General features: G+C 71.3%; 20 protein-coding genes and 4 pseudogenes. 15 read left to right on the top strand and 9 right to left on the bottom strand.

The window, feature by feature from the left end; genetic code table 11:
* Positions 1-145 precede the first annotated feature (145 nt).
* Positions 146-1,864, bottom strand: coding sequence for a SulP family inorganic anion transporter (locus OG972_RS04100; RefSeq protein ID WP_266978355.1), 1,719 nt, complete (start codon positions 1,862-1,864; stop codon positions 146-148).
* Positions 1,865-2,109: 245 nt separating this feature from the next.
* Here OG972_RS04100 and OG972_RS04095 point away from each other — a divergent pair, with 245 nt between their 5' ends.
* The 4 genes from OG972_RS04095 to OG972_RS04080 all read left to right on the top strand — a co-directional run bounded on the left by OG972_RS04095 (position 2,110) and on the right by OG972_RS04080 (position 5,722).
* On the top strand, positions 2,110-2,730 hold the full coding sequence (locus OG972_RS04095) for a hypothetical protein (RefSeq protein WP_266978354.1): 621 nt from the start codon (positions 2,110-2,112) through the stop codon (positions 2,728-2,730).
* Between the two features lie 162 nt (positions 2,731-2,892).
* On the top strand, positions 2,893-3,795 hold the full coding sequence (locus OG972_RS04090; RefSeq protein ID WP_266978353.1) for a universal stress protein: 903 nt from the start codon (positions 2,893-2,895) through the stop codon (positions 3,793-3,795).
* Positions 3,796-3,824: 29 nt separating this feature from the next.
* Positions 3,825-4,847, top strand: coding sequence for a zinc-dependent alcohol dehydrogenase (locus OG972_RS04085; RefSeq protein ID WP_266978352.1), 1,023 nt, complete (start codon positions 3,825-3,827; stop codon positions 4,845-4,847).
* Positions 4,848-4,852: 5 nt separating this feature from the next.
* Positions 4,853-5,722, top strand: coding sequence for a universal stress protein (locus OG972_RS04080; RefSeq protein WP_266978351.1), 870 nt, complete (start codon positions 4,853-4,855; stop codon positions 5,720-5,722).
* 14 nt (positions 5,723-5,736) lie between these two features.
* Here OG972_RS04080 and OG972_RS04075 read toward each other — a convergent pair.
* The 7 genes and pseudogenes from OG972_RS04075 to OG972_RS04045 form a co-directional block, all read right to left on the bottom strand.
* Positions 5,737-6,081, bottom strand: a pseudogene (locus OG972_RS04075) (polyphosphate kinase 2); the annotation flags it as partial.
* Between the two features lie 277 nt (positions 6,082-6,358).
* A pseudogene (locus OG972_RS04070) lies at positions 6,359-6,625 on the bottom strand (DUF6457 domain-containing protein); the annotation flags it as partial.
* A gap of 67 nt (positions 6,626-6,692) precedes the next feature.
* A complete protein-coding gene (locus OG972_RS04065; RefSeq protein ID WP_266978349.1) occupies positions 6,693-7,022 on the bottom strand; it encodes a hypothetical protein in 330 nt (109 codons plus the stop codon).
* A complete protein-coding gene (gene narI, locus OG972_RS04060; protein ID WP_266978347.1) occupies positions 7,019-7,801 on the bottom strand; it encodes a respiratory nitrate reductase subunit gamma in 783 nt (260 codons plus the stop codon). The genes OG972_RS04065 and narI overlap by 4 nt, the downstream gene beginning before the upstream one ends.
* Positions 7,798-8,589 (bottom strand): nitrate reductase molybdenum cofactor assembly chaperone, encoded by a 792-nt coding sequence (narJ, locus tag OG972_RS04055; RefSeq protein WP_266978345.1) that lies wholly within the window; start codon positions 8,587-8,589, stop codon positions 7,798-7,800. Before narJ ends, narI begins: the two co-directional genes overlap by 4 nt.
* Positions 8,586-10,130, bottom strand: a complete 1,545-nt coding sequence (gene narH / locus OG972_RS04050; protein WP_266978343.1) for a nitrate reductase subunit beta — start codon at positions 10,128-10,130, stop codon at positions 8,586-8,588. Before narH ends, narJ begins: the two co-directional genes overlap by 4 nt.
* Position 10,131: 1 nt before the next feature.
* Complete coding sequence (locus tag OG972_RS04045; protein WP_266978341.1) at positions 10,132-13,833, bottom strand: nitrate reductase subunit alpha; 3,702 nt, start codon at positions 13,831-13,833, stop codon at positions 10,132-10,134.
* Between the two features lie 505 nt (positions 13,834-14,338).
* Here OG972_RS04045 and OG972_RS04040 point away from each other — a divergent pair.
* The 4 genes and pseudogenes from OG972_RS04040 to OG972_RS04025 all read left to right on the top strand — a co-directional run bounded on the left by OG972_RS04040 (position 14,339) and on the right by OG972_RS04025 (position 17,907).
* Positions 14,339-15,613: a TIGR04053 family radical SAM/SPASM domain-containing protein gene (locus OG972_RS04040; RefSeq protein WP_266978340.1), complete on the top strand. Its 1,275-nt coding sequence runs from the start codon at positions 14,339-14,341 to the stop codon at positions 15,611-15,613.
* Complete coding sequence (locus OG972_RS04035; protein ID WP_266978338.1) at positions 15,594-16,412, top strand: hypothetical protein; 819 nt, start codon at positions 15,594-15,596, stop codon at positions 16,410-16,412. The genes OG972_RS04040 and OG972_RS04035 overlap by 20 nt, the downstream gene beginning before the upstream one ends.
* A complete protein-coding gene (locus OG972_RS04030; RefSeq protein WP_266978337.1) occupies positions 16,412-16,858 on the top strand; it encodes a hypothetical protein in 447 nt (148 codons plus the stop codon). Before OG972_RS04035 ends, OG972_RS04030 begins: the two co-directional genes overlap by 1 nt.
* 33 nt (positions 16,859-16,891) lie before the next feature.
* A pseudogene (locus tag OG972_RS04025) lies at positions 16,892-17,907 on the top strand (nitroreductase family protein).
* 509 nt (positions 17,908-18,416) lie between these two features.
* Here the strand turns inward: OG972_RS04025 and OG972_RS04020 are convergent.
* Positions 18,417-18,839: a pyridoxamine 5'-phosphate oxidase family protein gene (locus OG972_RS04020; protein WP_266978336.1), complete on the bottom strand. Its 423-nt coding sequence runs from the start codon at positions 18,837-18,839 to the stop codon at positions 18,417-18,419.
* Between the two features lie 319 nt (positions 18,840-19,158).
* Between OG972_RS04020 and OG972_RS04015 the strand changes: the two genes are divergently transcribed.
* From OG972_RS04015 to OG972_RS03985, 7 genes and pseudogenes are all read left to right on the top strand, one after another.
* Positions 19,159-20,439 (top strand): NarK/NasA family nitrate transporter, encoded by a 1,281-nt coding sequence (locus OG972_RS04015; RefSeq protein ID WP_266978334.1) that lies wholly within the window; start codon positions 19,159-19,161, stop codon positions 20,437-20,439.
* A gap of 220 nt (positions 20,440-20,659) precedes the next feature.
* Positions 20,660-20,809, top strand: coding sequence for a hypothetical protein (locus OG972_RS04010; protein ID WP_266978333.1), 150 nt, complete (start codon positions 20,660-20,662; stop codon positions 20,807-20,809).
* 308 nt (positions 20,810-21,117) lie between these two features.
* Complete coding sequence (locus tag OG972_RS04005; protein WP_266978332.1) at positions 21,118-22,716, top strand: IS200/IS605 family accessory protein TnpB-related protein; 1,599 nt, start codon at positions 21,118-21,120, stop codon at positions 22,714-22,716.
* Between the two features lie 266 nt (positions 22,717-22,982).
* The gene (locus OG972_RS04000) at positions 22,983-24,188 is read left to right on the top strand and encodes a globin domain-containing protein (protein ID WP_266978330.1); all 1,206 of its coding nucleotides are present in this window, start codon (positions 22,983-22,985) and stop codon (positions 24,186-24,188) included.
* Between the two features lie 126 nt (positions 24,189-24,314).
* Positions 24,315-24,624: pseudogene (locus tag OG972_RS03995) on the top strand (MFS transporter); the annotation flags it as partial.
* A 100-nt stretch (positions 24,625-24,724) separates the two neighbouring features.
* Positions 24,725-25,201, top strand: a complete 477-nt coding sequence (locus OG972_RS03990; RefSeq protein ID WP_266978329.1) for a hemerythrin domain-containing protein — start codon at positions 24,725-24,727, stop codon at positions 25,199-25,201.
* A 94-nt stretch (positions 25,202-25,295) separates the two neighbouring features.
* Positions 25,296-25,424: a hypothetical protein gene (locus tag OG972_RS03985; protein ID WP_266978327.1), complete on the top strand. Its 129-nt coding sequence runs from the start codon at positions 25,296-25,298 to the stop codon at positions 25,422-25,424.
* The last annotated feature ends 6 nt before the right edge of the window (positions 25,425-25,430 follow it).

The following is a 25,430-nucleotide window of genomic DNA, read 5'->3' as shown; positions in this document are numbered from 1 at the left end:
GGGCCGGAAGGACCTGTAATCGCCGCTGCCCGCACCGCCTGGCATGCCGCGATCGGTGCTCTGGACGCGGCGCACGAGATCGTTCATGGCAGGTCGGGCACGCTGATCCGTTCGAACCTCACGGGCGGCTGACCTGCGACCGGAGTCAGCCGGGCCGGGCCTCGAGCCACCGACGGTAGGCGGCAACCGCCGTCGGCAGTGTCGGGAAGATGAGATCCGTCCCGACCGAGCCCGCGAGACCGTACGCCTCCAGGTCGTCCAGCAGGTCCTGCTTGACCCGGGCGAGGGCGAACACGATGCCGCGGCCGCTCAGTTCGCGGCGTAGTTCGTCGACCGCGTCGAGGGCGGTGATGTCGACCTCCACGTTCGCCTCGGTGTTGAGGACGAACCAGTGGACGGGATCGGTCTGTTGGGCGACCGCGGCCAGCGCACGGCGCCGGAAGTCCTCCGCGTTGGCGAAGAACAGCGGCGAGTCGTAGCGGTAGACCAGCAGACCGGGGATCGTACGGGCCTGGGGGTAGTCGTCCACGTCGTGCATGCCCGCCATGCCGGGCACCAGCCCCTCCACCGCGTCGTGCGGGCGGGCCACCCGGGTCAGCAACTCGGCCACCGACAGGCCCACAGCCACGATCACGCCGTACAGGATGTCCAGGGCGAGCACCCCGGCCAGGCAGCCGAGCGCGAGCAGCACTTCGCGGCGGCGGAAGGACGCCAGGCGGTGGAAGCCCGCGAGGTCGATCATCCGCACGGCGGCGTAGACGACGAGCGCGCCCAGCACGGCGGCGGGGGTGCGGGTCAGCAGCGGACTGAGGAAGAGCAGGACGGCCAGCACCGCCGCCCCGGCGACCAGGGAGTACGCCTGGCTGCGGGCGCCTGCCGAGGAGGCGAGGGCGGTGCGGCTGGCGCTGCTGCTCACCGGGAAGCCGTGCAGGGCAGCGGCACCCAGGTTGGCCGCGCCCAGGGCGAGGAACTCCTGGTTGGCGTCGAGCCCGGGCCCATCTGCCTCGCGGTCGGCGAACGCCCGTGCGGTGAGGATGAAGTCGGTGTACGCGACCAGGAGCACGCCGAGGGCGGGCAGCACCAGGTGCGGCAGCTCGCTCAGGTCGGGCAGGGCGAGGTCCGGCAGCCCCGAGGGGACCTTGCCGATCACCTTGATGCCGTACCGGTCGTCGAGGTCGAAGGCCACCACGGCCGCCGTACCGAGGACCATGGTGAGCAGCGGCCCGGGCAGCGCACGGACGTAACGGGCCACCAGGAAGAGGAAGGCGAGCGCGACGGCCGAGAAGACGACGGTGGTCGGGTGCGCCTCGTCCAGATGGCTGACGAACGACCACAGTTGGGGGAAGAACTCGGAGCTGGTCGTCCTCACCCCGGTGAGTTCGGGCACCTGGTCCACCATCATGATCAGGGCCACGCCCGCGAGGTAGCCGATCAGGACGGGACGGGAGAGCAGGTCCGCGAGAAAGCCCAGTCGCACCGTCCGCGCCACGAGGCACAACAGCCCGACCGTGGCCGCGAGGCCGGCCGCCAGCGAGGCGTAGCGCCCGGAGTTCCCCGCGGCGAGCGGGCCGATCACGGCGGCCGTCATGATGGCGGTCGTCGACTCGGGACCGACCGACAGCAGGCGCGAGGAACCGAACAGCGTGTACAGCGCCAGGGCCGGCAGGATCGCCCACAGCCCGGCGACCGGCGGCAGCCCGGCCACACCCGCGTACGCCATGACCTGCGGCACGAGGTAGGCCGCCACGGTCACTCCGGCCAGCAGGTCGCCCTTCAGCCACGCACGCCGATAGCCGAGAAGCGCGGCGAGGCCGGGCATCAGGCGGTGCCACCCGGGAATGTGCCCGTCCGAGCCGTCGGTCATGAGCCGCCCTTCGCCTTCAGGATCCACCGCAGCGTCGCCATCCTTCCAGCTGGGGGGCGCGGTCCACGAGATGCCCACGGGGTCCCACGCGTACCGTGCACGACGCGTTCGCTCCAACAGGCCCCGTAGAAAGGGACCTTCAGCCCAACGGCCGCAGACCTTCGGCATCCGGCGGCGCGCGGCGCCCGCGACAAGAGTGAGGAGTGTCAGGACAACGACCAGACATCCCCGAAGGGATCACCGCCATGGCCGTGCACGAGCACCCTCACCGGAGCCCAGGTTTCCACCTGTCCTACCGCAGGAACCGTACCGACTCCGCGATCGCCGTGTCGGCACGCACCGACACCCACGCCGTGGGTGCCTACGCCCTGGCGTCCCTGCGTCTGCTCACCGGTTTCGTCTTCCTGTGGGCGTTCCTGGACAAGACTTTCGGCTTCGGCTACGCGACCGCGTCCGGCAAGGGCTGGATCGACGGCGGGTCGCCGACGAGGGGCTTCCTCGGTTCCGTTGCCGCCGGGCCGATGGAGTCGACGTTCCACTCGTGGGCCGGTGACGCCTGGGCGGACTGGCTGTTCATGCTGGGCCTGCTCGGCATCGGCGTGGCCCTCATGGCCGGTGTGGCTCTGCGACCGGCGGCGGTGGCGGGCACGGCGGTGATGGCGTTGATGTGGATCGCCGAGTGGCCGCCGGCCAAGCACCTGTCGAACGGGTCGCCGAGCATGTCGACGAATCCCTTCGCCGACTACCACGTCATCTACGCGGTGGCACTGATCGCCGTGGCGGCCGCGGGCGCGGGTGCCACCTGGGGCCTGGGCCGGCTGTGGGCGCGGCTCCCGATCGTCCGCGACCACACCTGGCTGCGCTGAAAGCCCACCGCGCGACGGCCGCTTGTTCGGGGACCGTCGCACCAAGCACTGCACAGGCCCATCGGCCCGGCTGAAGGACCAGTGGCCCCTGCCCCGAAAGACCCCCTGAACACGACGCTGGAATCGGGTCCCTTCGGGTCCCCGATTCAGGAGGTGGAGATCATGTCCCGCACCATTACCGTAGGTCTCGACGGCTCGCCCGAGAGCCGGGCTGCCGCCGAATGGGCTGCCCGCGAGGCGAAGCTGCGCGGACTACCGGTGAGGCTCGTCCAGGTCTGGGAACCGGTACCGGAGCCCATGGCCCAGGCCCCGCTCCTCGGCGTCGAGACCCATCAGCACTGGACCGAGAGGGTGCCGCGCCAGGCCGCCGAAGGGCTACGGCTGCGCCACCCCGGCGTCGAGGTGACCACCGAACACGTCACCGGACGGCCCGCCGAGGCCCTGGCCCGCGCCGCGCAGGACGCCGAACTGCTCGTCCTCGGCTCTCGCGGCCTGGGCGGACTCGGCGGGTTCCTGGTTGGCTCGGTCGGCCTCGCAGTCGTGGCGTCCACCGAGCGACCCGTCGTCCTGGTCCGCGCCGGAGAGCAGGCCACCGACGAGCACGAGATGGACAAGGCCGGCATCCCGTCCACCGCCCCCTTCCGCCCCGTCGTCCTCGGACTCGACGTCGGCAGCCCCGACGAGGCGCTGATCGGGTTCGCCTTCGACGCCGCCACGCGGCGGAACGTGCCGCTGCGCGTCGTGCACGGCTGGAACCCGCCGCCCTACTACGCCTACGGCATGGCCCTGGAGGCCGCGGTCCAGCGGGAGCTGGCGGAGGTCGACTCCACCGTCCTGACCGAGGAACTGCGCCCCTGGCGGCAGAAGTTCCCCGACGTCGAGGTCGTGGCGGAGTCCCGCTACGGCAGCCCGTCCAACCTCCTGATCGACGCGTCTCAAGAGGCCTCTCTGGTCGTCGTCGGCCGACGCATCCGCCGCTCTTCCGTCGGCGCCCACATCGGCACCGTCACCCACGCCGTCCTGCATCACGCCACCGCCCCAGTCGCCGTCGTCGCACACGACTGACGCGCCACTGCAGAAAGAGAGAAGAGACCATGAAGGCAGCAGTCGTACGAGCCTTCGGCGAGCCCCTGGTCATCGAGGAGCGCCCCGACCCCGAGCCCGGTCCCGGCCAGGTCCGCGTCCGCGTCGAGGCCTCCGGGCTGTGCCACACCGACATCCACGCCGCGCATGGTGATTGGCCCGTCAAGCCCACCCCGCCGTTCGTCCCCGGCCACGAGGGCGTCGGCCTCGTCGAGAAGCTCGGTGAGGGCGTCACGCATCTGAGCGTCGGTCAGCGGGTTGCTGTGCCGTGGCTGGGCCGGGCGTGCGGGCGGTGCGAGCACTGCCTGTCCGGCTGGGAGACGCTGTGCGAGCAGCAGGTCAACACCGGCTACGGCTGCGACGGTGGGTACGCCGAGAAGATGCTGGCCTGGGCCGACTTCGCCCAGCCCGTGCCCGAGGGCGTCACCGCCTTCGAGGCCGCCCCGCTGGCCTGCGCCGGCGTCACCACCTACAAGGCTCTGAAGGTCGCCGACATCAAGCCCGCGCAGCTGGTCGCGATCTCCGGCGTCGGTGGCCTGGGCCACCTCGCCCTGCAGTACGCCAAGATCGCCGGCGCTACGGTCGCCGCGATCGACGTCACCGACGACAAGCTGCAGCTCGCCACCGAGCTCGGCGCCGACATCGTCATTGACGCCCGCAAGCAGGATGCCGGCAAGGAGCTGAAGGAGCACGGCGGTGCCCACGCGGCGATCGCCCTCGCGGTGAACCCGGCCGCGTTCGAGGCCGTCAACTCCGGTCTGCGGCGCGGCGGCAAGCTCGTGATGGTGGCCCTGCCCGCACACGGCACCATCCAGGTCCCCATCTTCGACACCGTCCTGAACGGCACCTCGGTGATCGGCTCCATCGTCGGCACGCGACAGGACCTTGCCGAGGTCTTCCAGCTCCACGCGGCCGGCCGTACGAAGGTCATCTACGAGACCCGTCCGCTCGTCTCCGTGAACGAGTCGATCGACGCGGTGCTGCGCGGCGAGATCAAGGCCCGGGTCGTCTTCGACCTCGGCGCGGGACGGTGAGGACGATGGACCTCCCGATCGTCGTCGGTGTCGACGGCTCGGAGCCCAGCATGCGCGCCGTCGACTGGGCGGCCGACGAGGCCGCCCTGCGAGGCGCGTCACTACGGCTGGTGTACGCCTCGCTGTGGGAGCGGTACGAGGGCACCTCCCTCGCGCAGGACCTCGGCAAGCCCGAGGAACAGGTGACAGCGGAGGACATCGTCGCGACCGCCGCGCGCCGTGCGCACAGCCGCCGGCCCGACGTGAAGGTCACCACCGACGTGCTGCCCGAGGAACCGGAGTACGCGCTGGTACGGGAGAGCCGCACCGCCACCGCGATGGTCCTGGGCTCGCGCGGCCGCAGCAGTCTGGCCGAGGCGCTTCTCGGGTCGGTCGGTGTCACGGTGGCCGGCCACGCGTACTGCCCGGTGATCGTGCTGCGCGGCAGTCACGACAACCGGGTTCGCACCGGGGCTCGCCGCATCGTCCTGGGCGTCGGCGAGAAGCCTGCGGACGCAGCGGCGGTGCGCTTCGCCGTGGAGGAGGCGCAACGCCGTGGCGTGCCGCTGGAGGCCGTACGAGCCTGGCGCTGCCCCGCGCACGAGACCACCGATCACCCCCTGATGGCCGGCGAACCCGCCCGGCTGCACAAGGAACGGGCCGTGGAGGAGCTGGAAGCGGCCTTGCAGGACGTCCCGGCCGACGTTGAAGTCCACCGGCGCACCGTCGAGGGCCACGCCCGCCGGGTACTGCTCGACGCGTCGGCCGACGCCGGCCTGCTCGTTGTGGGAGCCCGGCGCCGCGAGGGCCACTTCGGTCTCCAGCTCGGCGGCGTCGCCCACGCGGTGCTGCACCACTCGGCCTGCCCGGTTGCCGTCGTGCCGCAGCGGGCGTGAGGGCCGTGACCGGCTCAGAGGCTCGCGGCGTGGTCGGGGACATAGGTCTGCAGATCGCGCGGCGGGCGCTGGTAGCCGGTCGACGGCGGCCGCTCCGGCAGCTCCAGGACGTGCGGGGGCACCTCGCGGTGCCGGCCCGAAGCGAGTAGCTGGGCGATCGTGTTCAGTCGGGCCCGGCGCTCGTCGTCGCTCTCCACGACACACCACGGCGCCTCGGTGATGTCCGTGTGCACCAGCATCTCGTCCTGGGCCCGGGAGCACGCCTCCCGGCGGGTGATCGACCCCAGGTCCATCGGCGACAGCTTCCAGCGCCGCACAGGATCGTCCAGCCGGCGCCGGAACCGCTCCTGCTGCTCTGTACAGGCCGCCCGGGAGACCTTCGTCGCCACCCTCGGACAGGTCGCCGCCGCCGAAGACCCCGAACAGCCGGAACAGGCGCTGCGGGCCATTCTGTTCGGCTCCCACGGGAGGCCTGCCCCTGATGGCGCCGACGTAGCCCGGGGCGCCGTCCGTTCAGATCACGGATGGCGCCCCGGGCTTGCGCGCGGTTGTCCTACCGGTCGAGCAGGGGTCCGAACGGGCCAATCGCAACATCAGCAGCGCAGGGGCCCTGGGCGTGACCGGCGGCGGGGCTCGTCATGCGGTCCTGGAGCCCGGGCCATGGTCGGCCTCACCGGCCCACCGGGCGGCGAGTTCTCCGGCACGCCGGGCTGCGGCGGCCACCGCGTCAGGGCCGCCGCCCACACGCCCCGCCGCATACCCGACCAGGAAGGTCGTCAGCGGGGCGGCGGGCCGGGCGACGCCATGAGCCGCATCGCCCGCGAGGGCGAGCAGGAGGGCCCGGTCGACTTCGAGGTCGATGCCCAGGTCGGCCTTCACAGCGGCCGTCCATTCCTTCAGTACGTCGTCCATGATCCTCGTTCTCTCATCCGTATGACCTGTGAGCGGCTTGTGCGGGTGCGGTGGTCGGCTACAGCGGGCTGCTCCAGTACGGCCAGAAGCGGGTGAGGACGAGCAGCGTAATCACCCCGTACCAGGCGGCGAGCAGTAGCCAGTGCGTGTCCCGGACGACCTCCAGCACACCCCAGGGCACGGGGACGATTCCCGCTCCAGGCAGTGCAGCATCACGTACCAGAACAGAGCGGTGGAGCCGCCGGTCGTCCACGGTGAGCTGGAAGGAGGCGAGCCAGCCGACGATACCGGTAAGCAGCATCATCAGGCCCGTTCGGCGGCTCGCGCCCGCTGCGTGCGTGCGCCGGGTGGTCGTGGCGTCCGTCGCGAGCGCGGGCCTGTGACTCATGCCGCTCGCCGGGAGCCGGAGGACGACCGTGGCCGGCCCCCTGCCGTCGGGGCTGCGGCCGGTGTGGCCCGCCGCCGGTATACCAGATACGGCCGGGCCAGGTATCCGATCGGGGCGCTCCACACATGGACCAGCCGTGTGAACGGCCAAGCCGCGAAGAGGAGGCAGGCGCTCAGGGCGTGCAGCTGGAACAGCAGCGGGGCTCCGGCGATCGCCTCCGGCTGCGGCTGGAGCACGAACAGGCCGCGAAACCACACGGAGACGGTGGTGCGGTAGTCGTAGCCGGGGCCGAACACGTTGTGCGCGGCGGTGGCGGTGATGCCCAGCAGGACGGTGGCGGACAGCAGCGGGAAGAGCAGCTTGTCACTGCGGTCGGTGCCCAGCCGGATCCGGCGGGTCAACAGCCGTCGGGCGCACAGCATGCCGAGCCCGGTGACCATGGCGACGCCCGCCACCGAACCCGCCCAGACGGCCGTGGTGTGGTAGGCGTGTTCGCTGATCCCGGCGGCCTCGGTCCAGGAGGCGGGGACCGCCAGGCCCACCACATGTCCGCCGATCACCATGAAGGCACCCAGGTGGAACAGCGGGCTGCCCCAGCGCAGCCACCGATGTTCGAGGAGCTGGCTGGTGTGGGAGGTCCAGCCGAACTGGTCCTGGCGGTAGCGCCAGACGTGCCCGACGACGAACACGGCGAGACAGATGTAGGGGATGGCGACCCAGAGGAGGAGGTCGGCGCCGCTCGTGGACGCGGCAGCCAAGTGGGTGGGTACGGCGTTCATCGGGGGCCTTCCGTACGACTGGTCGAAGCGGGCGGCACGCGGGTCGGCGGCGCCGGCGCCGGCGGCACGAAGGTGCCCGGAGGTGCGAACTCCCCGTCCCCGTACGACCCGTAGGGGGCGAGGCCGACCTCTTCGTTCGGTGGGCCCTCGGCGACGAGCTGGGCCACTGCCGCGCGGTCCGCCTCGGTGGGCGGCGGCAGCAGGGTGAGCAGGGCGGCCAGGACGTGTCGGTAGGGGGAGTCGGCGTCGGTCAGGGCGCGGTGGATCAGTTCCAGCCCGCGCCGGTGCTGGCGCAGTGGTGCCTCGCCGCCACCTGGACCGGCCAGGGCGGCGAATTCCAGCACGACCGGCAAGTGGTCGGGCAGTTCTCCCGCGTCGGTGTCCCAGCCCGCGGCCCGGTACCGCTGGTTCAAGGTGAGCAGGGCCATGCCCCGGCGGCGGGTGTCGCCGTGCAGGTAGTAGGTGAGGTAGAGGCTGCTCTTGCGGCGCAGGTCGAACATCTCGACGTAGTGGCGCTCCAGCGCCTCGGGCTCCTGCCCGGTGAACCAGGTGGTGAAGGCGGCCAGGTGCTCGGCGGCAGGCGAGGACGGCAATGCCTCGACGGCAGCCGTCAATACCGGTCGAGCGGCAGTCAGTTCGGCGTCCGGGTACTGCAGCAGCAGCGAGCACAGCCGCAGCAGTGGAATGCGCGCCTCGCTCTCCTCGGGCGTGAGCCGGGCGCGACGGCGTACGGCCGCCCGGACGCGGGTGCGGACGAGGGCGGGAATTGTTGCGGGCAGCGGGCTCACAGGTGGCCTCCGGCGGGGGTTTCGGGCGTACGGCGGCGCAGGGTGGGGATGCCGAGCATCACCCGTCGCCCGCCGTCGTCCGTCGGGTCGCCGGACGATTCGACCGGGCATCGGTTCTCCATCGCGGTCAGCGCGGCCGCGTCCTCCTTGTGCGCGGCCGGGACGACATAGCGGTCGGCGTATTTGGCGACGGCGAGCAGGCGGTGGAGGTCCTGCGCCTCGCGGGCGGTGAGCCCGACGGCGTTGAGCACGGCCTCGTCACCGGTCTCACCGAGGGTGCGTTCGCGCATGTACGAGCGCAGCGCGGTGAGTTTCATCAGCACTCCGGCGACGACGTCGGTGTCTCCGGCGGTGAACAGCTCCGCCAGGTATTCCAGCGGGATGCGCAGTCGGGTGACGGCGGCGAAGACGTGGTCGGGGTCGTCCTGGTTTCCGCCCGCCGCGTCGACGGCGTCGAGCACGGGGGACAGCGGAGGCACGTACCAGACCATCGGCAGGGTGCGGTACTCCGGGTGCAGCGGCAGCGCCACCTTGTAGCGGGAGACCAGGTCGTACACGGGGGAGCGGCGGGCGGCGTCCAGCCAGTCCTCGGGGATGCCGGACTCCCGTGCCGCGGCGATCACTTCGGGGTCGTGCGGGTCGAGGAAGACACCGCGCTGGGCGTCCAGCAGATCCTTCTCGTCCGGGGTGGCCGCGGCCTCGCCGACGCGGTCGGCGTCGTACAGCAGCAGGCCGAGGTAGCGCAGTCGTCCCACGCAGGTCTCGGAGCAGACGGTGGGCTGGCCGGCCTCGATGCGCGGGAAGCAGAAGGTGCACTTCTCGGCCTTGCCGGTGGCGTGGTTGACGTACACCTTCTTGTACGGGCATGCCGTCACGCACATCCGCCAGCCGCGGCAGCGGTCCTGGTCGACCAGGACGATGCCGTCCTCGACCCGCTTGTACATCGCACCAGATGGGCAGGCGGAGACGCAGGCGGGGTTGAGGCAGTGTTCGCACAGCCTCGGCAGGTGGAAGAGGAAGGTCTGTTCGAACTCGAACTTCACTTTCTCCGCCCATTCCCCGGTGAGGTTGGGGTCGCCGCCGGCGTGCTCGGGCGCGCCGCCGAGGCCGTCCTCCCAGTTGGCGCCCCAGGTGATGGCGGTGGGCTTGCCGGTGAGGACGGAGCGGGGCCGGGCGACTGGCATGTCCGGCCCGGCGGGAGCGCTGACCAGGTTGTCGTAGTCGTAGGTGACCGGCTCGTAGTAGTCCTCGAGGGAGGGCAGGTCGGGGTTGGAGAACAGCGACAGCAGCCGCCTGATCCGCCCCCCGGAGCGCAGGACGAGACGCCCGCGCTTGTCGAGCATCCAACCGCCCTTCCACTGTTCCTGGTCCTCGTAGCGGCACGGGTAGCCGACGCCGGGCTTGGTCTCGACGTTGTTGAACCAGGCGTACTCGACGCCGGTGCGATTGGTCCACGTCTGCTTGCAGGTGACCGAGCAGGTGTGGCAGCCGATGCACTTGTCGAGGTTCATCACCATCGCGATCTGTGCCATGACGCGCATGTCAGTACTCCACTTGCTGGCTGCGGCGGCGGATGACGGTGACCTCGTCGCGCTGGTTGCCGGTCGGGCCGTAGTAGTTGAAGGCGTAGGTGAACTGTGCGTAGCCGCCCGCGAGATGGGTCGGCTTGAGCAGCAGCCTGGTCAGCGAGTTGTGGATGCCGCCCCGCTTGCCGCTGACCTCGGTCTTGGGCACGTTCACGTTGCGGTCCTGCGCGTGGTACATGTACACGGTGCCCTCGGGCATGCGGTGCGTGACCACGGCCCGGCAGGCGACGACGCCGTTGCGGTTGTACGCCTCGATCCACTCGTTGTCCTTGACGCCGATCTTCTCGGCGTCGGCGGTGGACATCCAGATCACCGGGCCGCCGCGGGACAGGTCGAGCATGTACTTGTTGTCCTGGTAGTTCGAGTGGATGGACCACTTGGAGTGCGGGGTCAGATAGCAGACCGTGACCTCCGCCCGGCCGGTCTCGTGCAGCTGCTCGTCGCCGTAGTGCCGGGGGGTGTTCAACGGGGGCCTGTAGACTGGCAGTTGCTCGCCGAGTTCGGCCATCCAGTCGTGCTGGACGAAGAAGTGCTGCCGACCGGTGAGGGTGTGCCAGGGCTTCTTGTGCTCGGTGTTGATGACGAACGGAGAATAGCGGCGGCCGCCGGTCTCCGAGCCCGACCACTCGTAGGAGGTCATCACGGCACGCGGCTGGGTGCGGGTGTCGGCGAAGGTGATCCGCTCGGCCTCGCGTTCCGAGGCGAGCTCCACCAGGCCCTCGCTGCCGGTCTGCCGCTCCAGTTCGCGGAAGCCCTCGGTGGCCAGGCGTCCGTTGGTGGTGCCGGACAGGGCGAGGATCGCCTCGCACATGTCGGAGGCGGTGGCCAGGGAGGGCCGGCCGGCGGCCACGCCGTCACGGACGGTGCCGCAGCGACGGCGCAGTTCGTCGATCTCCCGGTCGGGGTGGACGGTGACGCCCTTGGTGGTGGTGCCCAGGGTGTCCAGCAGCGGGCCGACAGCACGCATCTTCTGCGCGGTCGCGGCATAGTCCCGCTCGACGACGACGAGCTTTGGCATGGTGCGCCCCGGGATCGGCTCGCACTCCCCGGTCTTCCAGTCCCGCACCACGCCGCCCGGCTGGGCGAGTTCGTCGGGGGTGTCGTGCAGCAGCGGCACCGCCAGGACGTCGGTACGTGTACCCAGATGCTCGGCGGCCAGATCGCTGAACTTGTCGGCGATCGTGAGGAAGCTGTCGTAGTCGGTGCGGGCCTGCCAGGGCGGGGCGATGGCCGGTGTGAAGGCGTGCACGAAGGGATGCATGTCCGTACTGGACAGGTCGTCCTTCTCGTACCAGGTCGCGGCCGGCAGGACCACGTCGGAGAGCAGGCTGGTGGAGGTCATCCGGAAGTCCATGGTGACCAGCAGGTCGAGCTTGCCCTCGGGTGCCTCGTCCCGCCAGACCACTTCCTGCGGGCGTCCCTCGGGCGGGGTCTCCTCGGAGCGGGCGGCCGCGTCCGTGCCCAGCAGGTGCCGCAGGAAGTACTCGTTGCCCTTGCCGGAGGAGCCGAGCAGGTTGGCACGCCACACCGTCAGGACGCGAGGGAAGTTGGCGGGGTCGTCGGGGTCCTCGACGGCGAACCGCAGCCGCCCGGACTTCAGTTCGTCGACGATGTGCTCGGCGACCGGCCGGCCCGCCCGCGCCGCCTCGTCCGTCAGGTCGAGGGGGTTGCGGTTGAAGCCGGGGTGACCGGGTGTCCACCCCAGCCGCACGGCCTGCGCCAGGCAGTCGGCGAACGCCTTGCCCTGGAACCGCCCGTTCCCGAGCGGGGAGGCCAGCTCATCGGGCCCGAACGCCTCGTAGCGCCACTGGTCGGAGTTCAGGTACCAGTACGAGGTGCCCGCCATGTGCCGGGTGGGGCGCTGCCAGTCGAAGGCGAACGCCAGGTGCTGCAGTCCGGTGAGGGGACGGACTTTCTCCTGGCCGACGTAGTGGGCCCAGCCGCCGCCGTTGACGCCCTGGCAGCCGGTCATTGTCGTCAGCGCCAGGAAGGCCCGGTAGATGGTGTCGGAGTGGAACCAGTGGTTGGTGCCCGCGCCGAGGGCGATCATGGACCGGCCGTTGGTGCGCTCGGCGTTGCGCGCGAACTCCCGGGCGATCCGGGCCGCCTGCTCCGCCGGCACCGAAGTGACCGTCTCCTGCCAGGCCGGGGTGTACGGCTCGCTCGCGTCCTCGTACGACGCCGGCCAACTGCCCGGCAGGCCCGGCCGCTCCACCCCGTACTGGGCGAGCATCAGGTCGAAGACCGTGGTGACCGTCCGCCCGCCGATCCTGCGGACCGGCACCCCGCGCACCATCGCCGAGCCGCCCTCCGTCGCGCCCTCGTCGAAGCGGGGCAGAGCGACCTCGACCGTCTCCTCCGCGCTCTCAAGCAGGCTCAACTCGGGCACCACGTCGCCGAGGTCGAGGTTCCAGCGGCCTTGCTCGGCTTCCCCCCAGCGGAAGCCGAGCGAGCCGTTCGGCACCAACGGTTCGCCCGTGGCCGCGTCGAGGAGAACGGTTTTGGACCCGGCATGTTCCGTGTCGTGTCCGAGGTCGGCAGCGGTCAAAAAACCGTCCGGGACCAGGCCGCCCTCGGTGTGCTCGCGCAGGGCCACCAGGAACGGCGCGTCGGTGAACTTGCGCATGTAGTCCTGGAAGTAGGGCACTTCGCGGTCGACGAAGAACTCGCGCAGGATCACATGGCCCATGGCCATCGCCAGGGCCCCGTCCGTGCCCGGGTGCGGGGCCAGCCACTCGTCGGCGTGCTTGACGTTGTCGGCGTAGTCGGGGCTGACCGCGACGACCTTGGTGCCGTTGTAGCGGGTCTCGGTCAGGAAATGCGCGTCCGGGGTTCGGGTGACGGGGATGTTGGAACCCCACATGATCAGATAGCCCGCGTTCCACCAGTCGGCCGCCTCCGGCACGTCGGTCTGGTCGCCGAAGACCTGCGGCGAGGCGATCGGCAGATCCGCGTACCAGTCGTAGAACGACAGCAGGGTGCCGCCGATCAGCGACATGAAGCGGGCGCCGGACGCGAACGACGCCATCGACATCGCCGGGATCGGGGAGAAGCCCGCGACGCGGTCCGGGCCGTACGTCTTGACGGTGTGCACGTGAGCGGCGGCGACCAGCTCGCTCACCTCGTCCCAGCCGGCGCGCACCAGGCCGCCCTTGCCACGGGCCCGCTTGTAGGCGCGCGCCTTGGCCGGATCGCCGGTGATCTCGGCCCAGGCTGCGACCGGGTCGCCGAGCCGCTTCCGGGCTTCGCGCCACAGCTTCAGCAGCGCGCCGCGCACGTACGGGTAGCGGACCCGGCTGGGGGAGTAGGTGTACCAGGAGAACGAGGCACCGCGCGGGCAGCCGCGTGGCTCGTACTCGGGGCAGTCGGTACCGATGGACGGGTAGTCGGTGGCCTGGTGCTCCCAGGTGATGATGCCGTCCTTGACGTACACCATCCACGAGCAGGAACCGGTGCAGTTCACCCCGTGCGTGGAGCGCACTACCTTGTCGTGCGCCCAGCGGTCGCGGTAGAAGCCCTCCCACTTGCCGTCGTTCTCGCCGAACACGGCGCGCCCGTCGGCCGACACCTCACGGCGTGTGAGCAGTCGCCGGGCGGCCAGCGGCCAGCCTTCACCAGCGCTCGACGCCTGAGGCCGTGTGTTCTGATCGTTCTCCATGGCTGGGAACGCTAGGTGGTGCGGGCCCTGGTGCACCTGGGGCCGGCGGTCCTGGCCGGATGGCCTTCCGGCCCAGTCTGGACCGCCGCAACAGGGCCCAATGGTCCCGGCGTTGGGGTCCGGTCGGCCGGGGGTCGGGTGTGCCCGGAGTTGCATCCTGAGCATTGATCATTTCGCTTGGGCGGCCTACGTGCACCTGGTGCGATGCATCCGTGCTGACGGGCCGTCCGGCCCTGGCGCGAGTGCCGGATCGAGGGACTGTCGGCCTACCGGGAAGGACTGGTCGGCCGCCGCGCTCGTCGGTCCCGACTCCGCATGCTGATCAGCGACCGATCCGGAGGTATCCCGTGTCCTACTGCAACCAGCATCCGTGCGGCCCACACCGACGTCCCCCGTCATGGGTGCTGCGCACGGTCCGGGCCGGTCATCGTCCGGCCGCCCGCTTCGTCTGCCCTGACTCCAGGGCGGCCGGACACAGCCTCAGGGCGCTGGGAAGGGCTGTGCGGTGAGCGCCGCCGTCCGTGCCATCCGCCGCCAGCGGCACGACGCGGGGGAGCGGCCGTTCATCGTCATCTGGGAGTCCACCCGGGCTTGCCCGCTGGCCTGCCTGCACTGCCGGGCCGAGGCCGTGCCCGACCGCGACCCGCGGGAGCTGGACACCGCCGCCGCGCAGGACCTGCTGCGCCAGGTGGCCGCCTTCGGGCAGCCCGCCCCGCTGTTCGTGATCACTGGCGGTGACCCGTTCCAGCGCCCCGACCTGACCGACCTCATCGCGTACGGCAGGGAAGTCGGGGTCCGGGTCGCTGTCTCCCCCTCTGGCACCCCGACGCTCACCGATGAGCGTTTGCGCGCCGTGCACGCTGCGGGCGCGTCCGGGCTCTCGCTCAGCCTGGACGGCTCCACCGCCGAGCTGCACGACGCCTTCCGCGGGGTGCCCGGGGTGTTCCGCTGGACCCTGGACGCCTGGGACACAGCGCGTTGCCTCGGCATGAAGGTGCAGATCAACTCGACGGTCGCCCGGCACAACCTGTACGACCTCCCCGACATCGTCCGCCTGGTCGCCGAGCACGGGGCGATGCTGTGGAGTGCCTTCTTCCTGGTGCCCACCGGCCGCGGCCGCACCCTCGGCGCACTGACCCCCGCCGAGGTCGAGGACGTCCTCAACTTCGTCTACGACGTCGGCCTGACCGTGCCCGCCAAGACCACCGAAGCCCACCACTTCCGCCGCGTCGCCCTGCAGCGCCACGTGCTCGCGAACAGCGGCGACGACCACGTGGCCGTGCTCGGACTCGGGCCGCTGTACCGGGAACTGCGCAAGCGATCCGCCGAGTTGGGCCTTGACGCCGGAACGCGCCGGGTGCGGCGCCCGCCGCTGGACGTCAACGCGGGCCGCGGCTTCGTCTTCGTCTCGCACACCGGCACCGTGCACCCCAGCGGCTTCCTGCCGCTGGGTGCCGGAAACGTACGCGAGACACCCCTGACCGATATCTACCGCACCTCGGAACTGTTCACCGGGCTGCGAGACCCCGAACGGCTGGGCGGCCGGTGCGGGCGGTGCGAGTTCCGCCAGCTCTGCGGCGGCTCGCGGTCCCGGGCCTACGGCGTCACCGGCGACCCCTACGCCGAGGAGCCGTGGTGCGGCTACCGGCCCGGTTCCTTCCCGCACCAGCGGGAACTGGCCGCGCTGCTGTCCGGCGGCGGCAACGAGGAACCGCCTGTTCGTCCCTGTCCGACCGCCGACCCGGGCGGCAAGGAGCACCGTGTACAGCAAGAACGATGACACGGCCGTCGGAGGTGGCCGCCCGCCCAGCAGGTTCAAGGCGTCCGGCCTGCGCAGTCGGCACCTGGCCGCCCACGCCCTGGTCGTGGCCTGGGTGGTGCTCGCCCTGACCGGTGCCGGATGCGCGCTGCTGGTCACCGCGGTCGCCGCGCACCTTGTGGTACTGGTCCGCATGGGCCGGGGCGCGCTGGGCGGACGGCTCGCCCCGATCGCCGACTACTACCGGGCCGGCGCCGCGGCCCTGATCGTCGGTGCGGTACTGGGCTGGCTGCTGGCCACCGGCAGGGCGGGCCCGCAGCACTACACCGGGCTGAAGCCGGCCCACGTGCACGTCACGCTCCTCGGCTGGATCGAACCCGGCCTGAAGAAGGTCGACCACGAGTACGTGCTGGTCTCCTCCGAGCTCTACCTCGGCACGCCGGGCAGCGCGGCCCAAGTGGCGAAGATGCGTCAGGACACGCCGGACGCCTGGGTGTTCAACGGCATCGCCGCCCAGTACGCCAAGGCACCGTTGACGCTGAAGGCCGGCGAGCGGGCCCGCTTCTGGGTGGTCGCCGCCGGACCGAGTGACGGCGTCGCCTTCCACATCGTCGGCACTTTCTTCGACACCGTGTACAAGGAAGGCGCCGACCTACTGAAGCCCGGTGACTCCGGAGGATGGCAGGTGCTCGACCTGGCCCCGGCCCAGGGCGGGTTCGTCGAGACCACCTTTCCCGAGGCCGGCCACTACCCCTTCGTCGACCACGACATGCGTCACGCCGAAGCCGGGGCCATGGGCATGGTGGAGGTGAGCGGCTGATGGACACCGTCGGCCTGTGGTCCCTGGTGCGGTTCGTGCACGTGGCCGGCGCCGCCCTGTGGGTCGGCGGCCAACTGGCCCTGTCCCTGGTGATCCTGCCGCTGGCCCGCCACCTGCTCGCACCGGAGGCCAAGGACCGCTTCACCGCCGCGGCGGGCCGCCGGTTCGGCCTGCTGACCGGGGCGGTGTTCCTGCCGGCCCAGCTGGCCACCGGTTGGGCCATGCCCTGGCACAAGGGTGTCACCTGGGCCTCGCTCGCCGAACCCGGTTACGGCCGTACCTTGGCGGCCAAACTCGCCCTCTTCGTGGTGGTGATGCTCGCCGCGGGTGGCCACGGCATCGCCCACGCCAAGGGCCACTCCGAACGTGCCCGGATCCTGGCGGTCGCCTCCCTCGTCGGCTCGCTCGGCGTCGTCCTGCTGGCCACCGCCCTGCCCGCCACCTGACCCGTGGCCACGACGAAGAGAAGAGGAGACATCATGCGTACTCAAGCCCCGCTGGACGCCGCCACCGTGGAGTCGCTCCTGACGGCGGCCGTGGCAGCCCCGTCGATCCACAACACACAGCCCTGGCGCTTCCGCCTGGATCCCGACAGCCAGGCATTGGAGGTCCGTTCGGCGCCGGAGCGAACACTGCCGCTGACCGACCCGGTGCACCGCGCCCAGTATCTGTCCGTGGGCGCCGCGGTCTTCAACCTCCGGCTCGCCGCCGTCCACCGGGGCTGGCGGCCGGAGGTAAGACTGCTGCCGGATTCGCGCGAACCAGGGCTGCTGGCCACCGTACGACTGACCGGTCGACTCGGTGCGGACGACCAGCCGTCGGACCCTGGCCTCTATGAGGCCATCGCGCGGCGGCACACCAGCCGGATGCCGTTCACCGGCCGACCGGTGCCTGAGCCGATCGTGGCGGAGATGACGGCGGCCGCGTGCGCCGCCGGCGCACGCCTGCACGTGCCGGACATCGCCGGAACACGGCGGCTGCTGCGTGTGACCGCCGCAGCCGAGGCACGCGACCATGCTCACCCGGAGCGCACCGCCGAAACCCGAACCTGGATCACCGCCCCGGGAGCAGACACCCGCTACGGGATTCCCGTCACCGCCCTCGGCCCGCCCGACGCGGCCGCGCGGATGCCGGTGCGGGACTTCACCGGTGCGCTGCCCGCCCTCCGCCTGCCCGCCCTCTGGTTCGAACGCCACGTTCAGGTGGCCCTGCTGTGGACGTCCCACGACCGGCGGGAGGATTGGCTGCGGGCGGGCCAGGCCCTGCAGTACGTCCTGCTCACGGCCACTGCCCACGGGCTGCGTCACTCCTGCACCAGGCCATGGAATGGCCCGACCTGCGGGCGGCGACGGCCCTCCCGGGACACAAGCGGTGTCATCCGCACATGCTGATCAGATTCGGCTACGGACCGGACGGCGGCCGCACCCCGCGAGCGCCCGGGCACTGCGCTGTTCGTCCCGCAGCACCGCCCGCAACCGCTACCGAAACGAGCTGAGGACGCGGTCTTTTCCGGCGCCGTCCAAGGAACACGGCGGACAGGGCCGCACCTGTCCGCCGCAAAGACGGCCCGTCAGCCTGCGCCGCAGGCAGCCCCGAGCTCGCGCCGGGTGACGAGCTCCGCCTCGATCCGTATGAACATGGTGTCCGCTGCTGTTACCCAGGGGCGCGGACTGTCCGTGAAAGCCGTTTCGTGCTCCGCCGCCAGACCGTTCAGACCGTGGCGCGACCGGTGATGATCACAGCCATGGGTCTGCGGGAGGCATCCGGGCGGACACCGGTGCGGGACTCACCGGTGCGCTACCCGTGCCACGGCTGTCCGCCCTGCGCTTCGAACGCCATACCCAGGCGGCCTGCTGTGGACGTCCCACGACCTGGTTCCCGCACAGGGCCGCAGTCGGCGGTCGGTCATTCGGGTACCGGGCCGACGGAGTGACTCCGCGCCGTCGGTACGCGCCTGTGTCCGAGCGGCCGGAGTCGGAGCCCGCGGTCGCTGCGGGCTGCGCCTCACTGTGTGCCAAGCGCTCCCCTGAGCTTGCGTCCGGTGACCATCTCGGACTCGATCCGTACGAACACCGCGTTCCGCAGGGGCATCCAGGAGCTGGGGCCGGTCTGCGACAGCCGCTCGTGCTCAGCGGGATCGGTCAACACGGTGGCCCGCCCGGTGACGACCACGCTCCAGCCGGACCGGGTTGCCGCGTCGAACTCGTCTGCCTCGAAGGCGACTACGACGCCGTCGATGGCGTGTACGAGGTCCGAGTCCGGCGATGTGCACAGCAGGACGGAGGCGTCCGTGTCCAGGGAGAAGTTGATGGGGAGGACCGCGGGCAGTGCCTGTCGGGTGTAGACCACACGGCCGACCGGCACCTTGGCCAGGAGGCGCAGGCACTCCTGCCGGTCGAGGGTGCGAAAGGCGTCGTTCGGGGACATCAGGTCATCGTTCCTGTGGGCGCCGGGTAGGGGGTAGGGCCGGTCGGCCCTCTTTTGTTGTGTCCCGGCAGGAGCGGGGTGCAGCCGCACGGCCTCAGGAGTCGCGCGGGCGATCCGGGGCGCGGATCCAAGGAGGTGCGGGCGGTCGGATCTGACCTTGAGGGCCCTTTGCCCGGCCGTAGGGACCCATGGCCCATGCCGCTCGGGCGCCCGGATGCGGACAGTGGCTGCGAGGCGTCCGATCTGTGGGGCAGCGAACCTGTGGTTCCCATGCGCCCCCGCGCCACCGAACCAACGTGAGAGGGAAGGGACGGACAACATGAACCAGCCGACGACGACGGAGAGCGAGAGGCCGGTCTCGGGCGCGCCGGTGCCGGGCCAGGCATGGCTGATGCTGGCCGTGGCCACCATCGGTTTCGCCGTCAACTTCTGGGCATGGGCGCTGCTCAGCCCGCTCGGTCCGCGCTTCAAGGACTTCCTCGACCTGTCCTCGTTCCAGCAGTCGCTGCTGGTGGCGGTGCCGGTCGTGGTCGGCTCGCTGGGGCGGATCCCGGTCGGCGCGCTGACCGACCGGTTCGGTGGCCGGGTGATGTTCCCGATCGTGTCGGCGGCCACCATCGTGCCGGTCCTCTACCTCGGACTGGCCGGACACTCCTCCCTCGCCGCCCTGCTGGTCGGCGGATTCTTCCTCGGCATCGGCGGCACCGCCTTCGCCGTCGGCGTGCCGTTCGTCAACGCCTGGTTCCCGCCCGCACGGCGCGGCATGGCCATCGGCGTCTTCGGCGCCGGCATGGGCGGAACCGCGATCAGCGCCCTGACCACCGTCAAGCTGGTCGACGCGCACAGCATGTCGACACCCTTCCTGATCACCGCCGCGATGCTTGCCGTATACGCCGTGGCCGCGGCGCTGCTGCTGCGCGACGCGCCCGGACGCACGGTGCCGACCGAGCCGCTGGGACGCCGCCTGGCCGCCACCGCCCGGCTGGGCATCACCTGGCAGGCGTCCGCGCTGTACGCGGTGGCCTTCGGCGGCTACGTCGCCTTCTCCGTCTACCTGCCGACCTACCTCAAGACCGGCTACGGCCTGAACCAGGCGGACGCTGCGAACCGCATGGCCGGGTTCGTGCTGCTGGCCGTGGCGATGCGTCCGGTCGGCGGCTGGTTGTCCGACCGCATCGGCCCGGTCCGGGTGCTGGCCGCGTCGCTGACCGTGGTGGCCGCCGGGGCGGTGGTGCAGTCGTTCACCCCGTCGCTGGCCCCGGTGGGAACCATCGCCTTCCTGGCCATGGCCGGTGCGCTCGGCGCGGGCAGCGGGGCGACCTTCGCCCTGGTGGCCCTGCTGACCCCGGCGAACAAGGTCGGCTCGGTCACCGGTGTGGTCGGCGCCGCGGGCGGCCTGGGCGGCTTCGTGCCACCGCTGGTGATGGGCTCGCTGTACGGGGAGTACGGGTCATACGCGGTCGGACTCGTCCTCCTCGCGGTTGTGGCCGCCGCGGCGCTGGGCTACACCCTCACCGGTGTCCGGGCCGCCGTCCAGGGCGGTGACCGGGCTCCGCGTGCCGGCCTTGGGCGACACCACGGCGCGCACACCACGGTGTGAGAACGACGGATCGAACGGGTTTCGCACGGGCAACTCACGGCTCACCACGGCGGACCAGCCGCTGCACCCGGCTGGTCCGCCGCTCGTCTGCCCGGCAGGTCCGTCTCGACGCCTTGGCACGTTCAAGGCATAGCCCTGCGGAAGGCGGGTAGTTGCTTCGGCGCGCTGACGATCTCCACGGCGCCGTCCGGTTCGGGATGTTCTCGAGATTCCGGAGGACGTGGTCTGCACCGTCGAGTACTCCGTGCGCGGAGCCAAGCACGCCGTCCATGGCCTCCTCGGCCTCGACGCGCAGGAGATCCCCGGCATCTACCACGCCCTCGCCGACCCGAAGACGGCCTTCGGCGCACTCAAGGCCGCACTGGCCTGAGCTGCAACGCAGTACCTCCGGCGCCGACACGCGGGTGGTAGTGCGGTGCCCGACCACCTTCCACCGCCTCCCGTACGGGACGTGCGGGGGGTTCGGAACTGCTGCCGCTTGACCGAGCCCAAGTGAGTTCTGGTGTGCGTGAGTGTCCCCGCTGCGGCTCATTGCAAGGCCGGGGATCCCTGTGGGGCGAACGGGAGTTTGTCGGACGAACGCGTGACCTTTCTCGTGGTCGGGTCGTTGTGGGTGGTGACGGTCGGGCGGAGCGGGGATCGGGGGCGGGGCTGTGGGAGTTGGCGGAGCCGTTCGTCGTGCCTGGCCCTGCGGGGGTGGCGGTCCGGGCGCGGCTGCGTCTGTCGGCGGCGGATGTGGCGGTGCTGTGCGAGGTCGGGGCGTTCCTTGGCGGGCTGGCCGCCGGTGATCTGGCGGTGCGCTCCCGGCAGGGCCTTGGGCATGATGCCGGGTCGTGGGCGGTGCGCAAGCGGGAGCTGACCGGTCTGTCGTCGGCGCGGTGGGCGGGCAGCATCACGAAGGCCACGCACGATCAGTGGGCGCTGGCCCGGCGCGGTCAGGCGCGGGAGCTGGCGTGGCTGCGCGGGGAGATCGCCTCGATCGAGGCACGGCTGGGCCGCCCGCTCGGCGCCAGGGCCGACAAGCGGGCCAGGCTGCCGCGCGGGTACGGGTCGCGGGTGGAGTGGCACGCCAAGTCCCGCCGCCTGCACACCCTCCAGGACCGGCTGGCGCGGCTGGAGGAGGACTGGTCGGCAGGCCGCGTTCACGTGCTCCGCGGCGGCAAACGGCTCGCCCGCCTGCGCCACCACCTGGACGAGGCGGGACTGGACGCGCAAGGGTGGCGGGAGCGGTGGCAGGCGGCGCGGATGTTCCTGACGGCGGACGGGGAGTCCGGTAAACGTTTCGGCAACGAGACCATCCGCGTCACCGACGCCGGGCGGGTCTCGGTCCGGCTCCCGGCCGCGCTCGCCCACCTGGCCAACGCCCCGCACGACCGGTACGTGCTGGACGCGGCCGTCCGGTTCCAGCACCGGAGCGCGGAGTGGGCGGACCGGATCACCGCGAACCGGGCGGTGGCCTACCGCATCCACCACGACCCGGTCCGCGGCCGCTGGTACGTGACCGCCTCCTGGCAGCACACCCCTGCCCCCGTGCTGCCGCTGGAGGCGGCCCTGGCCCGGGGTGTGGTCGCCGTCGACATGAACGACGACCACCTCGCCGCCTGGCAGCTCGACGTCCATGGCAACCCGGTCGGCGAACCCCGACGGTTCTTCTACGACCTGACCGGCAGCACGCAGCATCGGGACGCGCAGATCCGCCACGCCCTGACCCGGCTGCTCCACCACACCCGCCGCTGCGGGGCCGCTGCGATCGCCATCGAAAACCTCGACTTCACCGACGGCACGTCCCGGGAGAAACACGGCCGCAACAAGCGCTTCCGTCGGCTGATCTCCCGCTTCCCCACCGCCCGGCTGAAGGCCCGACTCGCATCGATGGCTGCCGAGCAGGGCATCGCGCTCGTCGCGGTGGATCCGGCCTACACCTCCCGGTGGGGCGCCCAGCACTGGCAGCAGCCCCTGACCACCAGCACCAGGAAGACCACTCGCCACGACGCCGCCGCCGTGGCGATCGGCAGGCGCGCCCTCGGGCACCCGATCCGGCGACGGACGGCACCGCCCCGTACCCACCAGAGCGATGGGTACGGGCATCGGACCGCCCAGGCCGGACCGAATGCCCCAGGGCGTGAGGGACCCCGCCCCCGCATTCCCGGACCACGCACGAGATGCGTGCCGCCCGGACGCGGAGCGAACGCGGGTGACCAGCGTGCCCAGCACCGTTCGGGACACGCGGCTGAGCCTGGGTTCTGGCAACAGGACTCACTCCCGCTCAGTCCATAGGAACGGTTTGCTTCCTCCCATCGCTGGTGACCCGCTCGGAAAGTCAGGCCCGACATCTCTGAATCGGGCGTGCCAGTAGGCCGCCCGGAGGCAGTGACGGGCCTCACACGGACCGGCCCGATGGGCCCTGTCCTCAGGGAAGTTCGGCCCTATTCGAGATCACGGCGCCACCGGCACGATCGATGTGCCGGTCAGATCCGCATCACGGACCGCGGCTGTGACGGTGAGCGCCGTCCCTCTATGTGCCCGCATTGCAAAGGAGAGCCATGCTTTCGCCCGAGTCGGCCGCTGTCATTCGCGCCACCCTGCCTGCCGTCGGCGGGGCGCTGGACGAGATCACAGCGCGTTTCTACGGCACCATGTTCGCCGAGCAGCCCGAGCTGCTGGACGGGCTGTTCAACCGCGGTAACCAGGCCAGCGGCGAGCAGCGACGAGCCCTGGCTGGGTCCATCGCGTCCTTCGCCCAGGCGCTGCTGGCCGACCCCGACACCCGCCCCGACGCGCTGCTTGCCCGGATCGCGCACAAGCACGCCGCGCTCGGCGTCACCGAGGACCAGTACACGATCGTCCACAAGTACCTCTTCCGCGCCATCGGCGACGTGCTCGGCGAGGCCGTCACCCCGGAGGTGGCCGCCGCCTGGGACGAGGTGTACTGGCTGATGGCCGGCGCCCTCATCGCCCAGGAGGCCCGGCTCTACCAGGAAGCCCAGGTCGACCCCCGGCACCCGTGGCGGCAATGGAACGTCGTGGAGCGGCGGGAGGAGAGCCCGGACGTGGCATCCTTCCTGCTGCGCCCGGCCGACGACGGCCCCGTGCCTCCGGCCCGCGCCGGCCAGTACGTCAGCGTCAGGGTCCTCATGCCCGACGGCATTCACCAGACCCGCCAGTACAGCCTGTCCAACGCCCCCGGCGACCGGCTGCGGCGCATCACCGTCAAGCGGGTGGCAAGCGTTGCCGAGGCACCCGAGGGCGAGGTCTCCAACCAACTGCACCGCACCGTCCGGACCGGCGGCGAACTCACCCTGTCAGCCTCGTTCGGAGACGTGGTCCTCGACGACGCCGACACCCCGCTCGTGTTGGCATCCGCCGGCATCGGCTGCACCCCCATGGTCGCCATGCTCGAACACCTCGCGGCCACCGGCTCCGCCCGTCCGGTCCATGTCCTGCACGCCGACCGCACCCCGGCCGACCACGCCCTGCGCGCCGACACCCGCCGTCTCGTGGAGCAACTGCCCGATGCACGGGCAGAGTTCTGGTACGAACAGGACGCAGCTGAGGAACCCGGTTCCCGCACGGGCCTGATGGACCTCGACGGCCTTGACCTGCCCGCCGACGCCGACGTGTACCTGTGCGGCTCGCTCCCCTTCATGCGCGCCGTCCGCACCCAACTGCTCCAGGCCGGTATCCCCGCGCGCCGTATCCGCTACGAGGTCTTCGGCCCCGACCTGTGGCTGGCCCACGCCGAGGGCTGAAACGTCCGACCGCCGAGGCGGCAGGAAGCACACAATCAAGGCCCACAAGACGGGGAATCAGGGCCGGTGACGTTCGGCGACGCAGTGAGCTGCCCGCATCCGCGGTTGGATGCGGGCAGCACCTGCGCGGTCATGGCCGCGCTGGTGCTGCGCGACGTGCCCGGCCGCATGGTGCCCGCCGAGCCGCTCGCCCGCTGCCACGTGCAAGCTGGGTATCACCTGGCAGGCGTGCGCACTGTACGCGGTCGCATTCGGCGGCTACGTCGCCTTCTCCGTCCACCTGCCCACCTACCTGAAGACCGGCTACGGCCGCACCCAGGCCGACGCGGCCAACCGCATGGCCGGGTTCGTGCTGCTGGCCGTGGCGATGCGTCCGGTGGGCGGCTGGCTGTCGGACCGCATCGGCCCGGTTCGCGTCCTGGGCGTCGCCCTGGCCCCGGCCGCCGCGCTGGCCTTCACCGGCAGCGGCGTCCGCCGGGCCCTCACCCACCGCGCCCCCGCCGCACTGACCAACTGAAGCAGGAGAAAACCACACCATGTGCGAGTACTGCGGTTGCCAGGCGCTGGAAACCATCGACGAGTTGACCATGGAGCACGAGAGGGTCGTCAACCTCATCAGCCACGTACGTGAGGCCCGCCGCAACGGCGAGGTCACGCGCATGGCGGAGCTGGCCCGGGAGATCGCTACCGTGCTCGGTCCGCACACCCAGGTCGAGGAGCACGGCCTGTTCCCCGCCCTGGTCGCCGAGTTCTCCGAGAAGATCGCCGCGCTGGAGGCCGAGCACCGCCGCATCGAGGCCGTGCTGGCCGAGGCCGAGGGACCGTTCCTGGCCGATCCCACCTGGCCGGAGCGCCTGATCGAGACCCTCGACCTGCTGCGCAACCACATCCTCAAGGAGCAGGACGGCGTCTTCCCGGCTGCCCTGGCCAACCTCAGCACCGAGGAATGGGAAGCCGTTGAGGCAGTCCGCGCCCGCGTGGGCACCCTCCTCCCGGCCGGTGCCACGGACTGATCAAAACCGCCTCCAGGGGGTGCACAACAGTGTCTTCCTCAGGAGAGACATCACTGTGAGCACGTAGACCGGCCCCAATCCGGGCCACGCGGGTATGGGCAACGAACTGACGGACGCCCTGGTGCGCACCCGCTGGTTCCTCACCCGCGCACAGGTCTCGAACGACCGCTCGCTGCACAGAACCGGCGGCCGGCAGGCGGACGACTTCTACCGGGACCGCTGATTGCAC

The organism is Streptomyces sp. NBC_01669 (assembly GCF_026339735.1).
Taxonomy (GTDB): Bacteria; Actinomycetota; Actinomycetes; order Streptomycetales; family Streptomycetaceae; genus Streptomyces; species Streptomyces yanii.
The sequence above is the reverse complement of the archived record's forward strand: the minus strand, read 5'-3'. Positions and strand labels throughout refer to the sequence as shown.

What these genes read in the sequence shown, in the direction of transcription:
- OG972_RS04100 (WP_266978355.1), bottom strand. Translation starts at nt 1,864, where the DNA reads ATGACCGACGGCTCGGACGGGCACATTCCCGGGTGGCACCGCCTGATG.
- OG972_RS04095 (WP_266978354.1), top strand. Translation starts at nt 2,110, where the DNA reads ATGGCCGTGCACGAGCACCCTCACCGGAGCCCAGGTTTCCACCTGTCC.
- OG972_RS04090 (WP_266978353.1), top strand. Translation starts at nt 2,893, where the DNA reads ATGTCCCGCACCATTACCGTAGGTCTCGACGGCTCGCCCGAGAGCCGG.
- OG972_RS04085 (WP_266978352.1), top strand. Translation starts at nt 3,825, where the DNA reads ATGAAGGCAGCAGTCGTACGAGCCTTCGGCGAGCCCCTGGTCATCGAG.
- OG972_RS04080 (WP_266978351.1), top strand. Translation starts at nt 4,853, where the DNA reads ATGGACCTCCCGATCGTCGTCGGTGTCGACGGCTCGGAGCCCAGCATG.
- OG972_RS04065 (WP_266978349.1), bottom strand. Translation starts at nt 7,022, where the DNA reads ATGAGTCACAGGCCCGCGCTCGCGACGGACGCCACGACCACCCGGCGC.
- narI (WP_266978347.1), bottom strand. Translation starts at nt 7,801, where the DNA reads ATGAACGCCGTACCCACCCACTTGGCTGCCGCGTCCACGAGCGGCGCC.
- narH (WP_266978343.1), bottom strand. Translation starts at nt 10,130, where the DNA reads ATGCGCGTCATGGCACAGATCGCGATGGTGATGAACCTCGACAAGTGC.
- OG972_RS04045 (WP_266978341.1), bottom strand. Translation starts at nt 13,833, where the DNA reads ATGGAGAACGATCAGAACACACGGCCTCAGGCGTCGAGCGCTGGTGAA.
- OG972_RS04030 (WP_266978337.1), top strand. Translation starts at nt 16,412, where the DNA reads ATGGACACCGTCGGCCTGTGGTCCCTGGTGCGGTTCGTGCACGTGGCC.
- OG972_RS04020 (WP_266978336.1), bottom strand. Translation starts at nt 18,839, where the DNA reads ATGTCCCCGAACGACGCCTTTCGCACCCTCGACCGGCAGGAGTGCCTG.
- OG972_RS04015 (WP_266978334.1), top strand. Translation starts at nt 19,159, where the DNA reads ATGAACCAGCCGACGACGACGGAGAGCGAGAGGCCGGTCTCGGGCGCG.
- OG972_RS04000 (WP_266978330.1), top strand. Translation starts at nt 22,983, where the DNA reads ATGCTTTCGCCCGAGTCGGCCGCTGTCATTCGCGCCACCCTGCCTGCC.
- OG972_RS03990 (WP_266978329.1), top strand. Translation starts at nt 24,725, where the DNA reads ATGTGCGAGTACTGCGGTTGCCAGGCGCTGGAAACCATCGACGAGTTG.
- OG972_RS03985 (WP_266978327.1), top strand. Translation starts at nt 25,296, where the DNA reads ATGGGCAACGAACTGACGGACGCCCTGGTGCGCACCCGCTGGTTCCTC.